Origin of the sequence: Limnobacter sp. CACIAM 66H1, assembly GCF_001601825.1 — a bacterium.
Taxonomy (GTDB): domain Bacteria; phylum Pseudomonadota; class Gammaproteobacteria; order Burkholderiales; family Burkholderiaceae_B; genus Limnobacter.
The window spans coordinates 20,002-34,047 of sequence record NZ_LUJK01000006.1; the positions used below are offsets into that span (position 1 = coordinate 20,002).

The 14,046-nt window shown below is 51.7% G+C and carries 9 protein-coding genes; 5 read left to right on the plus strand and 4 right to left on the minus strand.

Annotated elements, in window-relative coordinates; translation table 11 throughout:
* Window positions 1–3: 3 nt before the first annotated feature.
* The gene (ppk1, locus tag A0129_RS02895; RefSeq protein ID WP_291712260.1) at window positions 4–2,148 is read right to left on the minus strand and encodes a polyphosphate kinase 1; all 2,145 of its coding nucleotides are present in this window, start codon (window positions 2,146–2,148) and stop codon (window positions 4–6) included.
* Window positions 2,149–2,292: 144 nt separating this feature from the next.
* Here ppk1 and ppx point away from each other — a divergent pair, with 144 nt between their 5' ends.
* On the plus strand, window positions 2,293–3,792 hold the full coding sequence (ppx, locus tag A0129_RS02900; RefSeq protein ID WP_291712262.1) for an exopolyphosphatase: 1,500 nt from the start codon (window positions 2,293–2,295) through the stop codon (window positions 3,790–3,792).
* A 26-nt stretch (window positions 3,793–3,818) separates the two neighbouring features.
* On the opposite strand, the gene A0129_RS02905 is transcribed toward ppx, so the two are convergent.
* Window positions 3,819–4,619 (minus strand): GNAT family N-acyltransferase, encoded by an 801-nt coding sequence (locus A0129_RS02905; protein ID WP_291712263.1) that lies wholly within the window; start codon window positions 4,617–4,619, stop codon window positions 3,819–3,821.
* 254 nt (window positions 4,620–4,873) lie between these two features.
* Here A0129_RS02905 and A0129_RS02910 point away from each other — a divergent pair, with 254 nt between their 5' ends.
* Entirely contained in the window at window positions 4,874–5,083 is a 210-nt protein-coding gene (locus tag A0129_RS02910; protein ID WP_008251850.1) for a cold-shock protein, read from the plus strand.
* A 57-nt stretch (window positions 5,084–5,140) separates the two neighbouring features.
* Here the strand turns inward: A0129_RS02910 and A0129_RS02915 are convergent, their stop codons facing one another.
* Both A0129_RS02915 and A0129_RS02920 read right to left on the minus strand, forming a co-directional pair.
* A complete protein-coding gene (locus tag A0129_RS02915) occupies window positions 5,141–7,009 on the minus strand; it encodes a hypothetical protein (protein ID WP_291712265.1) in 1,869 nt (622 codons plus the stop codon).
* Window positions 7,010–7,110: 101 nt separating this feature from the next.
* Entirely contained in the window at window positions 7,111–7,779 is a 669-nt protein-coding gene (locus A0129_RS02920) for a haloacid dehalogenase type II (protein WP_291712267.1), read from the minus strand.
* Window positions 7,780–7,882: 103 nt separating this feature from the next.
* Between A0129_RS02920 and A0129_RS02925 the strand changes: the two genes are divergently transcribed.
* The 3 genes from A0129_RS02925 (at window position 7,883) to A0129_RS02935 (ending at window position 13,987) form a co-directional block, all read left to right on the plus strand.
* Window positions 7,883–8,785: a LysR family transcriptional regulator gene (locus A0129_RS02925; RefSeq protein ID WP_291712269.1), complete on the plus strand. Its 903-nt coding sequence runs from the start codon at window positions 7,883–7,885 to the stop codon at window positions 8,783–8,785.
* A gap of 137 nt (window positions 8,786–8,922) precedes the next feature.
* The gene (locus tag A0129_RS02930) at window positions 8,923–12,249 is read left to right on the plus strand and encodes a PAS domain S-box protein (RefSeq protein WP_291712271.1); all 3,327 of its coding nucleotides are present in this window, start codon (window positions 8,923–8,925) and stop codon (window positions 12,247–12,249) included.
* Window positions 12,250–12,358: 109 nt separating this feature from the next.
* Window positions 12,359–13,987 (plus strand): methyl-accepting chemotaxis protein, encoded by a 1,629-nt coding sequence (locus tag A0129_RS02935; protein ID WP_291712273.1) that lies wholly within the window; start codon window positions 12,359–12,361, stop codon window positions 13,985–13,987.
* Window positions 13,988–14,046: the final 59 nt, after the last annotated feature.

Here is a 14,046-nt window from a genome sequence, read left to right on the forward strand (position 1 = left end):
AACCTATGAGACCGACGTCACTGGGTCGCTCGATGGGATGTGCTCAGTGAAACGGGCTGCAAGCGTACTCAACAAATAATTCTGTGAATTCATTCGGCGTGCCCCTGTTGGCTTTCGGCGCACATAATTACCGTTGGAATCCATAGTCCAAGCCAAGATGTTATCGGCCAGTAAAGCCTTCAAACCCTCGTCGATTACCCGCTTCTTCAGTTTTTTGTCCGTAACTGGCACGGCCAACTCAACGCGACGGAAGAAGTTGCGGTCCATCCAGTCGGCGCTGGAGATGTACACCTCTTCTTCACCGTCGTTGCTGAAATAAAATACTCGGCTGTGCTCCAGCAAGCGGCCAACCACTGAACGCACGGTAATGTTGTCGCTCAAGCCTGGTACGCCCGGGCGCAGCGCACAAACTCCCCGCACAATCAAATCAATTTTCACCCCGGCCTGTGATGCGGCATACAGTTCATTGATCAGGTGTGGCTCCAGCAAGGCATTCATGCGCGCCATGATTCTGCTCTTTTTGCCAGCCTTGGCCAGTTCGGCTTCTTTGCGCACAGCGATCACTACATTGCTGTGCAAATTGAATGGTGAATTCCATATTTTGTTCAACTTGCGGGCACGGCCCAAACCAGTCAGGTGATTGAACACCTCGTGCACGTCGTGGCCCAACGATTCATCGCAGGAAAACAAACCAAAGTCAGTGTACAAACGCGCTGTTTTTGGGTGGTAATTGCCTGTACCCAGGTGCACATAGCGGCGCAGCACCACTTTGCCTGTTTCAGTTTTTTCACGGCGAACCACCATCAACATTTTCGCGTGTGTTTTCTGGCCAACCACGCCATACACCACATGGGCACCTACGCGCTCCAGTTTTGAGGCCCAATTGATGTTGGCTTCTTCATCGAAACGGGCCATCAGCTCCAGCACCACGGTCACTTCCTTGCCACTGCGCGCGGCAGCCAACAGGCTGTCCATCAGAACCGATTCGGTACCCGTGCGGTAAATGGTTTGCTTGATCGCCACCACATCAGGATCAGTGGCCGCTTTTTTGATGAATTCCAGCACTGGGCTGAAACTTTGATACGGGTGGTGCAACAGCACATCACCTTTTTGAATTGCCTTGAAAATATCGGGTTGCTTGACCAACGCGTCCGGGCGTCCAGGTGCGAAAGGCGCAAATTTCAAATCGGGACGATCCACCCAATCAGGTAGCTGCATCAGGCGAACCAGATTCACGGGACCGTTGACCCTGTACAGGGCCTGCTCCGGCAGTCCGAACTCCTTCAACAAGCGGGCGGTCATGTCAGGCGAGGTCTGATCACTTACCTCAAGGCGAACTGCATCCCCGAAATGTCGTTGCGACAATTCACCCTGCAAAGCAACTCGCAAGTTGGTGATTTCTTCTTCATCCACATACAGATCGCTATTGCGGGTAACGCGAAACTGGTACACGCCATGCACCTCCATACCCGGGAACAACTCGGGAATAAAAGCCTGCAGAATCGACGTCAACATGACAAAACCATGCTCGTAACCCGATAAATTGGAGGGCATGCGAATAAGTCTTGGCAAGGCCCGCGGCGCCTGCACAATGGCCACATTCGATGCGCGCCCGAAAGCGTCGTGACCGGTCAGCTCGACGGCGAAGTTCAGGGACTTGTTCAACACACGTGGAAACGGGTGTGCCGGGTCCAGTCCAATGGGCGTCAACACAGGTAACACTTCATGCCTGAAATACTGACGCGCCCAATGTGCCTGCTCTTCATTCCAGGTCGCCAGAGTCATCAAGGCGATGCCCTCGTCCCGCATGGCGGGCAGCACTGACTCATTAAGCAAACGGTATTGCTGCTCCACAATTTCCTGCGATGCCAAAGACACCTTGTGCAGGGTTTCCAGGGCGCTCAGCCCGTCTTTGTCCTTGAATTCAGGGTTCTGCCGGATTTGTTCCTGCAATCCCGACACACGAATCTCAAAAAACTCGTCCATATTGCTGGACACAATACACAGGTATTTCAAACGCTCCAGCAATGGCACACTTTGGTCTTCTGCCATGGCCAAAACCCTGCGGTTGAAGGCCAAAACGCCCAACTCGCGGTTCAAAAACAATTCTTTATTGGGTGCTACGTCAGAGACAGCGGCTACTTTCAAGCAAAACTCCAAATGTGGATGCGTTACCCTTGATGGTATTTCAAAATTGTGACAAACATTTGAAAGTGGTCAAATGGCTACAAACAAAGCCAGTGTGCTGCATTTGTGGCATCCTAGCGCCTGACCTGAAACACAGAACAAACAATGTCCAAGCAACGCCAGTTGATTGCCGCCGTAGACATGGGTTCGAGCAGCTTTCGAATGATTGTTGCCCGGGTAGAAGAACTCAACGGTCAATCTCAAATTTACATCATCGACACCCTGCGCGAACCAGTTCGCTTGGGTGCGGGGCTGAACGCCCAGAAATATCTGGACGATGACTCCCAAGAGCGCGCTTTGGGTGCACTGAGCCGTTTTGGTGAGCGTCTGCGTTCATTCAAGCCGGGTGAGGTACGCGCCGTGGCCACCAACGCCGTGCGTGTGGCTCGAAATGCTGTCGAATTTATTGCCAAAGCAGAGGCTGCCCTCGGGTTCCCGATCGATGTCATTTCAGGTGTGGAAGAGGCTCGCTTGGTGTACTGCGGAGTGGCCCATCAATTGCCGATTGGTCAGGGCAAACGCCTGGTGGTCGACATTGGTGGCGGCTCTACAGAATTCATCATTGGTGAAGACTATGAACCCGAGGCCATGGAGAGCTTGTACATTGGCTGCGTCAGCACGGCTCAACAGTATTTTGCAGATGGCAGCATCAGTCCCCGCGCGATGAAAAACGCAGTCATGGCAGCCCGCAAGGAAGTCGCGGTGCTGCGCAGGCAAATGCTGGACATGGGTTGGACCCACGCCATTGGCTCCTCGGGCACAGCCCGAGCATTGGCTGAAATTTGTATTTCCAACGGATTCACACAACATGGCATGTCCGCAGAGGGTCTGCGCTTGATTCGTGAACACCTCACTGCAGCTGGGCATCTCGACAACATCACGTTGGAGGGATTGAAAGTGGATCGCCTGCCGATGATGCCAGGCGGACTGGCTGTGATGAGTGCAGTATTTGAAGAGCTTGAAATCGAGCACATGGATGTGACCGATGGCGCACTGCGCCAAGGTTTGCTCTATGACATGCTGGGCCGTCAGCACAACGAGGACATGCGCGAAATCACGGTAGCCCAATTTCTGCATCGATACAAAATCGACAGTAAACATGCCGGGAAAGTCAAAGTACTTGCCGAACTATTGTTTAAACAGCTCATGAAGCAGATGCCCGAGTTGAAAGATCAACTACCCATGCTGCATTGGGCCGCCATGTTGCACGAAATTGGCTTGTCGATCGGTCACAACGGCCACCACAAACACGCTGCATACATTCTCAGCAATGCGGACATGCCCGGGTTTTCCAAACGTGAGCAACAGCTGCTGTCAACCTGGGTGTTGGCTCACAACGGGAAACTTGGCAAAGTCAGCGACATCGCCAACACTGCAATTCATTGGGCGGCGCCCATGTGCTTGCGCCTGGCTGCGCTGTTTTTGCGTCGCCGGGAAGTCGAGGCTTTACCGGAGCTCAAGGTGAAATTGCTTGAACAAGGCATTCAAATGAGTGTCCCCAAAAACTGGCTGATCACCCATCCATTAACCCAATACAGCCTGGAAACCGAAGTTGAACAGTGGCAGAGAATCGGACTGCAGCTTGAGTTGCTCACCCGGCGCTAAGCCGGGCGCCACTGCATCAAACCTGATCAAATAAAGCCGAAATGTCTCGCGTAACGCGGGCTCATGCGATCAATTGACAACAGCATCATGAAGTCTGCGGTGTTGAAATCCGGATCCCATGCAGGCTCACCACACACCACGGCGCCAAGACGCAAGTATCCTTTCACCAAGGGTGGTGGCTCGATTTCCACATCGCAACGCAAACGTTCGACAGGCAAGCGGTTTTTGGGGAAAACCTGGCAACTGGCTTCGGCCAGGTGCGGTTCAAGCTGCTTGAACAGGCTTGCCGCCTGGTGGCCGCCATCGCGCAGGCTGACACTGGCGCATCCAATCAGATGTTTGTAGCCACCCAACTTCATGTATTGGGCGATACCACTCCACAACAACATGATGGCAGCACCATTGCGGTAGTCTGGATGTACGCAAGACCTACCCACCTCTACCGTTGTTTTGCGAAGCCGTTCAATCCGGTTCATGAAAAACTCGGTTTCCGAATACCAGCATTTCAGGCGCGCGGCGTTCTCTGGGGCAAGAATTCGGTAAGTGCCTACAACTTCGCCAGTTTGGCTGTTTCTTACAAGAAGGTGATCACAGTAGGCATCAAACACATCATGATCAATCCCGTTACTACCCAAATCTGCACCATATTCTTCAGAAAAAATGTTGAAACGTAGTTTTTGGGCTTCCAGCACCTCAGCAGCTGTTTTCGCCAGACAAACCTCCAGCGAAGGAGCCTGTGCACGCGCCGGCGTGCTGAGATACAGGGCATTTCTCAAGGCATCTTGCTTGGTGACATCGTGCTTGATCGCTTCCATCCAAAGGTCCATTTGTCATTTCGATGACACGAAATGTACGGACTGCATGTGACAGAGCTATAAAAGAAATATGAAGAAAAGGTGACTGAACTGAAAATGTTGCTTGACAAGCATCAGGAAAAGCCTAAACTGACTTCAGCAAAAAAAATTTGGCGCTACTTCAGGTCAGTTCAATTCAGGCAAACCGCTTAAGCAATAGTTCTGTTTCTCGAATTTCACCCAGTTTTTTAGCTATTTTGTTCAATTCAGAAATCCAGGATATTGCTATGTCTGATACCGTAACCGGTCAAGTTAAATTTTTCAACGAATCCAAAGGCTTTGGCTTCATTTCCCGTGAAAACGGTCCTGACGTGTTCGTACACTTCAGCGCCATTCAGGGCAACGGCTTCAAAACCTTGGCTGAAGGCCAGAAAGTGTCTTTCACTGTGACTCAAGGTCAGAAAGGCCCACAAGCTGAAAACGTAACTGCGCTGTAATACTCGCGTCTACGTGAAAAAGCCGCCCTCGGGCGGCTTTTTTTATGTCTATCGTTTTCAAATCCAGGCGACTGACCGTCGTCGACTGCCAATCACGTCCAGTGGTCTTGCTGTATTTCCATTCCAACCTTCAATGTAACAAGCACCTTTTGCAGCCCCCATTAAAATAGCGGCCGGTAGAGCCACGACCAGCATTTGTGCGGCTGTGCTAATAATGGAGACTCCCAGGCTGATAGACCCAAACGGAATATTGAGCGGAAACTTCACCTTGGTTGCGGCCTCAGGTCCGCCCAAGGCCACGCCATTGCCAGCTGCCAAAGAAAGTATCAAAAACGCATCGACGGCTGCCCAGATCGAGCTGGCGATCGCCCTGCCAATGCTAAAACTGGTCACACGGGAGTTGGGCCGTTTAAGTGCAGTCTCCGTGATGTAACCCGCCAGCTTGGCAATTGGGCGAGTCAACTGGTAGTTGAGAGACAAAAGGACGCCATGATTAAACACCCTCAAACCCTCTGAAAACTTCGCCAAGCCACGGGTCAACGGTCCATACTGGTGGGAATTATTCAAAATGTTCTCTGCGCTGTAACGCAGTCCTTTCGCCGGGTGCCCTAACAAAGAGCCAGAACCCTGGGTGTCTTTCCGGGCAGAACCAAGCACATTGAGCAAACTACCAGGACCCTCCAGAATACGCTTTCGCAACTTCTCTGCCCCACTTTCAATGTGGTGACGAATGTCCATGAATTTCTTGTGAGGATCCGCATGAACGGCGGAATGCTCAACCAGATTGGTCAAGGCCAGAAAATGATTCTCACGGGCCAACAGTTCAGCTTTGTCAGACTTGGGATCCAGAAAACGGCCCGGTGTGCTACCCCAAGGACTCCATTCTGTCAGGTAAGATCCAATCGTCCTTTCAATGGCCCGTTTAACTTCCACCTCATTCTGCTTGCCACGTAGATTGCTCAGTAAACGATTCAAAAGAATGGGAGTCCCATCACCCGTGCAATACTTTTGCCCGATCTTTTGCCGCAAAGCCCTGGAAAGCAGCAAGGCTGCACCAGGCTTGTCTTTCACATCGTTCAGCAATAAAAAAACACGGTGAAGGTGCCTGTCCTTGTTGAATTGAATCAGATCCGTGACCGCACTGCTCAGGTTCGACCTTGAGCCAGCGAGACAACTACCTGCCCCCAGGGCCAGCGAAACCAAAGCAGACACTGCGGATATGGCGCTGAAGCTACAAGCCAGCGCGCGCATATCGGTTTGCAAGGCCTGTTTCACATTGTTGAGCGCCTTGTGCATGCCTTCGATGAATACTCCGCGGGAGAACAACGCGACAATTCCCGCGACCACAGGCAATACCGCAAGCACGCGCAATTGACTTGTAAAGGACTTGTCATCCTGCTTTGGCGTGAACCATATTTTGCTGATCTTGAGCAACAACCCGGTGGGTGCTGCGCCCAGCTCCGTCACGCCATTGGCGTAATGGGCCCATCTGGAAAGCTTGACTGCGCGTTGATCCTGTGTGGACAGACCAAACCCGGGGTGACGTAGTTGCGGGTTGAACCGCAAGTTGTCTTGCCTGTAAAAACGCGCCTTGACCAATGGGCTGCTTGAAACATTCGCCGGTTTACCCTCGCATGCGCATTTGTATTGTTCTGAGAAAAGTGCCGCCGACACCCGCTGGCTGCTTTCATAAGCCGCCCGGTGATAGCGCTGGTCTGCATTGTTACCCTCAACCCATGCCCTCAGCCTGGATTGCCAGCCCGTGCGAACCAGTTGCCCATTGCCCAACGATTTGTAATTCGCCTTGCGAATGGTGTGTGCCCGGCATTTTTGCAATGAAAAATCGTCTTTGTCGGGAGAGTACCTTGATTGAACTGGCGCAACAGCGCCCGTATGGGTTGAGACCAATGGTGGGGAGCCAGCCATTACAACTTCCTTTGCTTGAATTCAAGACAAGGATTGACAGTATTTTTTCACCACAGTGACATGATTCTGGGTTGCTGGCAAAAACCGGGACCACCACTCCCTCATACGAGGGACAAGACATCGTTCAAATTCCGACCCGTGGCCATGGGCTCGACATCCAACCGCTCCAAAGGTAAGCCAGCGCGGTTCACCCATAGAGTTGGTAAACCAAACCAGGTAGCACCGCAGGCGTCCCAACAATTGCTGGAGACGAACAGCGCATCCGCAGCCCTTACACCGAAGTGATCAAGGCCCATTTGATAGACAGAACCATGAATTTTGAAGGTTTGCAGCGCATCGACTGACAACACCGCATCCAGCAAATCCTGAAAGTTGGCGCCACGTACGGCCACATTCAACATCTCTGGATTGCCATTGGACAGAATTGCAGTTTTGATTCCACGGTCTTTGAGTGCCTGCAAAACCGCTCGGTTTTCCGGATAGGCGGCCAGACTTGAATACACATTCAACAACCGACGTTGCCGTTCTTCTGTCAAATCGAGTTTTAGCACCTCGCAGGCGTATCGCAACGCATCAATGGTGATATCCCAAAAAGGTTTGTAACGTTCGGCCATGGCGCGCAGGCGGGTGTATTCAATCTGCTTGTCACGCCACAACACTGAAAGCGCAGATCCATGACCAGGAAAAATTTGTTCGGCGGTACTGGACACGGAATACACATCAAACAGGGTGCCATAGGCATCAAAAAGAACCAATTGGGGAGTCGCCATTGCTCGTACCTCGACATTCACATGGATTAATCTCTAGTTTATTGAATAAAACCACCGTACTCTTTCGGTTAATTGAATACATTTTTACCTTTTAAGCAAAAACATGGACCACTTCAAACAAATCACCACCTTTGCTGCCGTGGCGACCAAGGGCAGTCTTTCGGCCGCGGCCAGAGAAGAAGGCGTAGCACCCGCGGTAATCAGCCGAAGACTGGATGCACTGGAGGAGCGCCTGGGGGTCAAACTATTGCTTCGCACCACCCGGACTTTGAATCTGACCTATGAGGGCTCGGCATTCCTTGAAGACTGCCAGCGAATATTGAATGACCTGGCCAATGCTGAGGCCAGCGTCAGTCTGGGTGGAATCAAAGCCAGTGGACACCTTCGCGTGTCCGCACCAGGCGGATTTGGAAGGCAGCATGTGGCCCCTTTGGTGCATGATTTTGTGCGAGAACATCCGGAAGTCACTGTGTCACTCGACCTCTCAGACCGGGTAGTCGATTTGTTAAACGAAAACATGGACTGTGCTGTAAGAATTGGTGTATTGCCCGATTCCAGCCTGGTGGGTGTAAAACTGGCCGACAACCAGAGACTGGTGGTGGCCACTCCCACCTACCTTCAGCGCCACGGCTGCCCGATGCATCCGGGCGATCTGGTGAATCACAACTGCCTGAACCTGGTGAGCTCGGGCGCACCAGGCGGTTGGCTCTTCACCATCAACGGTGAGGCAACGTCCATCCGGGTAAGCGGCAGCCTCTCTTGCAATGATGGTTCATCCATTCTGGACTGGGCTTTGAACGATGCTGGCCTGGCGTGGCGAAGCCGATGGGAAGTTCAACCACATCTTCGCAATGGAAGTCTCGTGACGGTGCTGGACGAGTTTATTGCACCTCCGAACGCCATTTACGCCGTATTCCCTCAAAGAAGGCACCTCCCCTTGCGCGTGCGTTTGTGGATCGATTTTCTGAAACACCGCTACAGCGTTGACTCTTACTGGAATACCTGAAACTTGAGGGCAATAAACCGCGAAAAGGCCCCTTTAATCCTCGAATTGATGCGCGGGCAGGTGTAACAAAATAGCTGTGGGGTGATATGCCCCGAAGAATCAGCTCCCCTTTTTCCACTTGCCACAGGTCGTATCAGTTGACTACAAGCAAAATCCGATATCAATGGATTCTCGCCGCAGCCATGCTCTGCGTGCTTGGCCTTGCTTTGCTTGCGATGGCCGCCGCAGACTTGCGACGCATCAACAATTCAGCTGAACACAATACGCAGACTCAGCTACGATTGCTTCACGATATTCTGCACGATGAGTTCAGTGCAATTGTCCGGTCATTTGATGAAGCCACCTTACAGCTCTCAGACAATATTGAAGTCAACAACAGCACCAACATCCACAAGCGACTTGAGTTGTTGAAAAGCGCCTTGCCCGCCATGGAAACCATTATTGCCAGAGACTCGGTCGGCAATATTTTGGGGCAAACCGGAGTAGACAAACACCTTATCAACACCAAAGCTGACTTCACCCCGAATGCACGGCTGCTGCACAACGAGAGGCTGGTCTCGTTCTCCCATGGGTTCAACGACGACAGGCAATTGGTGCTGGTTGTCAACTACCAGATCAAAGACACTCGGGGCGAGATGCTGGGTGTCATTCAAGGCCGATTCAATGCCCGCTACCTGGAGCGCAAAATTTCATCCCTTCAGCTAAGCGAGCACATGCGCAGTGGGTTGGCTTATAAAGACGGCACTGTTTTATTGATTCAACCGGAATTCAGCCAGATTGTGGGCAAACAATTGCCCTACTTTGAATCTTTTCGATCGCTGGCTGATACACCACAGGCTGCAAGAAATTTAGTTGAGCATGGGTTGTTCAAGGATCATTATTTTGCAAGCCTGTCACTGGCCAATTCGGATCAGTTAAACACGCCCATTCCCCTCTACCTGATCACTTGGGCGGATGCAGCGCCCATGAAGGTGCAGTGGCGGGAGCAGACCATCAGTCTGTTTCTGGGTTACGTTGCCTTTTGCATATTGGCGGTGCTGATGGTGAAAGCCAGCATGACCTATCAGGCCCAACAGGTGTTGGCGAGAGAAAAAGCCAAAGCCGACCAGCAATTCAATGATGAGCGTTTTCAACTCGCCACGGAGAGCGCGGGTATTGGAGTTTGGGAATACAACATCCAGGACAAGTTCATTCGCTGGGACAGTGCCATGCGCAAAATCTACGGCGTGAAAGATGAACAGGAACTCGTGTCGTACAAAGAGTGGCTGAATTATGTGGTCCCTGAGGATGTCAACAAGCTGGGTACTGTGTTGCTCGAAGCTTCAAAAAACCAGGACACCTTTCAATTCAACTTCAACATTCGCCGGGCGAGCGATGGGCGCATTCGCAACATTCAGGCCCGCGCGAAAACCCACAGAAACGCCAAAGGCATTCCATTCCGAATGATTGGGGTGAATGTGGATGTGACTGTACAGCGCCAGTTTGAAGACGCTTTGCGTGAGGCCGAGGCCAGATTCCGTTCCTCGTTTGAATGGGCGGCAATCGGCATGGCGATGCTGGACTTCAAGGGTCAGTTTTTACAGGTCAACAAAGCACTCTCTGACATTCTTGGTTACAGCGAAGAGGAATTGCTGGGGTTTAGTTTTGACGCGATTACGCACCCTCAAGACACCATGCAGCACACCCATCTGGTGCGCGATGTACTCAAGGGGCGTCGTCACAATTATCAACTTGAAAAACGCTACATTCACAAAGAAGGGCATGTGGTGTGGGTTCACCTGTCGGTCTCGGCAGTGCGCAATGACAAAGGTCGGGTGATCTACTTTATTTCCCAGATTCAAGACATATCAGAGCGCAAACGAAATGAGGCCACGCTGATTGAGCGGGAGCATTTTCTGCGAACTTTGTCTGAATGTTTGCCGGGATTGGTGTCGTACTGGAGTACGGATTTGCGTTGCCATTTTGCAAACCGCAACCATGAAAAATGGTCGAATATTCCAGCAGACAAAATGCGAGGCCAGCACATGCGCAAGGTGCTGGGTGAAGAACTGTTCATTCATGATCACCACTATGTGCTGGGTGTACTGAAAGGAGAGAAGCAGCGTTTTGAGCGACGAAAACCCTTGCCCTCTGGTGGCTATGCCGACATGCTGGTGCATTTGATTCCGGATGTACTGTACGGCAAGGTTGAGGGCTTCTTCTCGATTTCGACGAACATTACCGACTTCAAGGCCCAACAACGCGAGCTAGAACGGATCAACCACGTACTCACCGAGCGCACTCAACAGGCCGAGGCCGCGAGCAAGGCAAAAGGCGCTTTTCTGGCCAATATGAGCCATGAAATACGTACCCCCATGAATGCAATCGTAGGCTTGCTGCAATTACTGGAAGACACCGAACTGCAAGCCAAGCAACGCGACTACCTCAGCAAAATCGGCTCGGCAGCCGATGTATTGCTGAACGTGTTGAACGATATTCTGGATATTTCAAGGGTTGAAGCCAACAAACTGGAACTCAGCCACAACCGTTTCCTGTTGGATCAGGTACTGAGCAAAGCCACCGATTTGTTTGCGTACAGGGCCGAAGAAAAAGCAATTCAACTGTATTGCACCAAAGACGCAAACTGTCCCGTCAGCCTGAAAGGTGACCGACTGCGCCTGGCGCAAATTTTGAACAATCTGCTGTCCAATGCCTTGAAGTTCACCGACAAGGGACGGATTCATTTGCAGGTTCAAAGCCTGGCCAACGGCAGGCAGTTGCAGTTCAGTGTGAAAGACACTGGCATTGGCATGAACGAGGAACAGTGCGCAGCCATCTTCCAGCCTTTCAGCCAGGTCGATGACAGCTCCTCACGCCGGTATGGTGGCGCTGGTCTGGGCCTGTCGATCTGTAAAAATCTGGTTGAGTTGATGGGCGGACAAATTTGGGTAGAAAGCACACCAGGTTTGGGTACCACCTTCCATTTCACGGTGGATTGCATAGAACCGGAATTCCAGATCCGGGCAGAGGATCAGCAGGCCCTGAAATTGCAAACCCAGACAGCGCCTGCGGAAACGGGCCCTTCCGTTCCACCCATGTTGAACAAGCGGGTGCTTGTCGTTGACGACCACAAACTAAACCGTATGGTGGCCTCGGAAATGCTCAAGAAATGGGGCGCACAGGTGCATCTTGCAGAAAATGGCAAAGAAGCTGTGCAAGCCTGTGTTACAGAGCGTTATGACATGGTGTTGATGGACTTGCAAATGCCTGAAATGGATGGCTATGAGGCCACTGCAAGAATTCTTGAGGAACTGGGCAACGCGGCTCCACCGATTGTCGCCGTAACTGCATCGGCCAGCGAACAGGATCGTATGGACATTCTGAATGCTGGCATGTGTGAACATGTCATCAAACCATTCAAGAAAGAGACATTGATTCGAATACTGCTTGACATTCAGGGTCAGCAATCCACCGAATCGCTTTAACTCCAAAGCACTCAAAAGGGGAATCCCCCAAAACTAGAGATGCTTCACTTTGTGAACATTGGCGATACTTGGCGCACTACAACAAGTAAACCACCACAAAGGAAGTGCCATGTTCAATACCATACGTGCCAAACTCGGTTTTGGCTTCGCTCTCGTCATTGTCTTGGGCCTGCTCACAGGCGCACTGGGCCTGATCAACGCCAAGAAAATCATGGATGGAGCTCAGGCCAATGAGCACACCCATGAAGTGTTGCGAGAGGTCGGTCTGATCCGGGAAAACATGACCAATATCGAAACCGGTCAACGCGGCTTTTTGGTGACGGGATACCCCACTTATCTGGAGCCCTACACCGAAGGTAAAAAGGAAATTGACATCCACTTCGATGCAGCGATCAAACTCACTTCGGACAACCCGACACAAACCGAGAGATTGAGCCAACTGCGGGACATGTATTCGAACTGGCTGAATCTTTCAATCGAGAAGAACATTGAGTTGCGTCAGTCACTGAACAATCAGGAGATCGATCAGACCGAGTTCATGAACCGGTTCATCGCCTTGTCCGGCAAACCCATCATGGACAAAATGCGGGAGCTGATTGGGCAGATTGAACAAGAAGAACTGAATTTGTTGAAGGTTCGTACTCAGGCGGCCGAAACGACATACCAAACGGCTTTGTGGTCTGTGGCAGCCGCCCTGATTGCAAGCTTTGTGGTGGGCGTTTTTGCCACCATCAGTTTGGTGAAGTTATTGCACAACAAATTGGGCACTGCAGGCAAACACATCAATGCCCTGGCCAACGGAGAATTGAACAGCCCCATTCACCACCAGAACAAAGACGAAGTGGACCAGTTGCTGGCCGCTTTGGCGACCGCGCAGGGCAACTTGAAGAAACTGATTGATGGCATTCGCCACTCTGCGCTGGAATTAAGCAGCAGTGCTACACAGGTCAAAGAATCTTCATCAACCATGGCCAATGCGGGTGTGGAGCAAGCCGATGCCACGTCATCCATGGCTGCAGCAGTCGAAGAGCTGACCGTCAGTATTTCTCAAATTTCCGAGAATTCAAACGATGCCACGGCCACCGCCAATGCGGCACGCGAATCGGCCGACAATGGCATGGTGACTTTGAGTGAGGTGGTTGCGGGCATTCAGCGAATTGCGCAGGCCGTAAAAACCAGTGCGCAAGCTGTCCAGACACTGGAGAAACAATCGGCAGACATTTCCGAAATCGTATCCACGATCACTGAGATTGCAGACCGTACCAACCTGCTTGCCCTGAATGCAGCGATTGAAGCTGCGCGTGCTGGCGAACAGGGGCGTGGCTTTGCAGTGGTGGCTGATGAGGTGCGAAAACTGGCTGAGCAAACCAAAGGGTCAACGGACAGAGTCTCCAGCATGGTTTTTGAAATCCAGAACATCACGCAAGGTGCGGTGAAGTCGATGGATGCCTCGGTGCAATTGGTGCAGGAGGGAATCAATCAAGCGGATGTGGTAAACACTACCATCCAGAAAATCAAGTCTGATTCGGATCGGGTATCTGAGGCAATTGCCGCCATCGCAGTGTCCATGAAAGAGCAATCGAATGTCAGCATAGAGATCAGCCGTAACGTAGAGCGTGTCGCTCAAATGACCGAAGAAAATACGGCTGCTGCCCAGCAAAACACACAAGTTGCGACACACTTGTCGAGCGTTTCGCAATCGATGATGAATGCTGTCAAAGTATTCAAGACAGAATAAGACGCATTCTCTACGCAACTTTGGGGCCAAGTCCTTGTCTATGAAGCAGGTGTGTTCCA

What these genes read in the sequence shown, in the direction of transcription:
- A0129_RS02925 (WP_291712269.1), top strand. Translation starts at nt 7,883, where the DNA reads ATGGACCACTTCAAACAAATCACCACCTTTGCTGCCGTGGCGACCAAG.
- ppx (WP_291712262.1), top strand. Translation starts at nt 2,293, where the DNA reads ATGTCCAAGCAACGCCAGTTGATTGCCGCCGTAGACATGGGTTCGAGC.
- A0129_RS02920 (WP_291712267.1), bottom strand. Translation starts at nt 7,779, where the DNA reads ATGGCGACTCCCCAATTGGTTCTTTTTGATGCCTATGGCACCCTGTTT.
- A0129_RS02905 (WP_291712263.1), bottom strand. Translation starts at nt 4,619, where the DNA reads ATGGACCTTTGGATGGAAGCGATCAAGCACGATGTCACCAAGCAAGAT.
- A0129_RS02910 (WP_008251850.1), top strand. Translation starts at nt 4,874, where the DNA reads ATGTCTGATACCGTAACCGGTCAAGTTAAATTTTTCAACGAATCCAAA.
- A0129_RS02915 (WP_291712265.1), bottom strand. Translation starts at nt 7,009, where the DNA reads ATGGCTGGCTCCCCACCATTGGTCTCAACCCATACGGGCGCTGTTGCG.
- A0129_RS02935 (WP_291712273.1), top strand. Translation starts at nt 12,359, where the DNA reads ATGTTCAATACCATACGTGCCAAACTCGGTTTTGGCTTCGCTCTCGTC.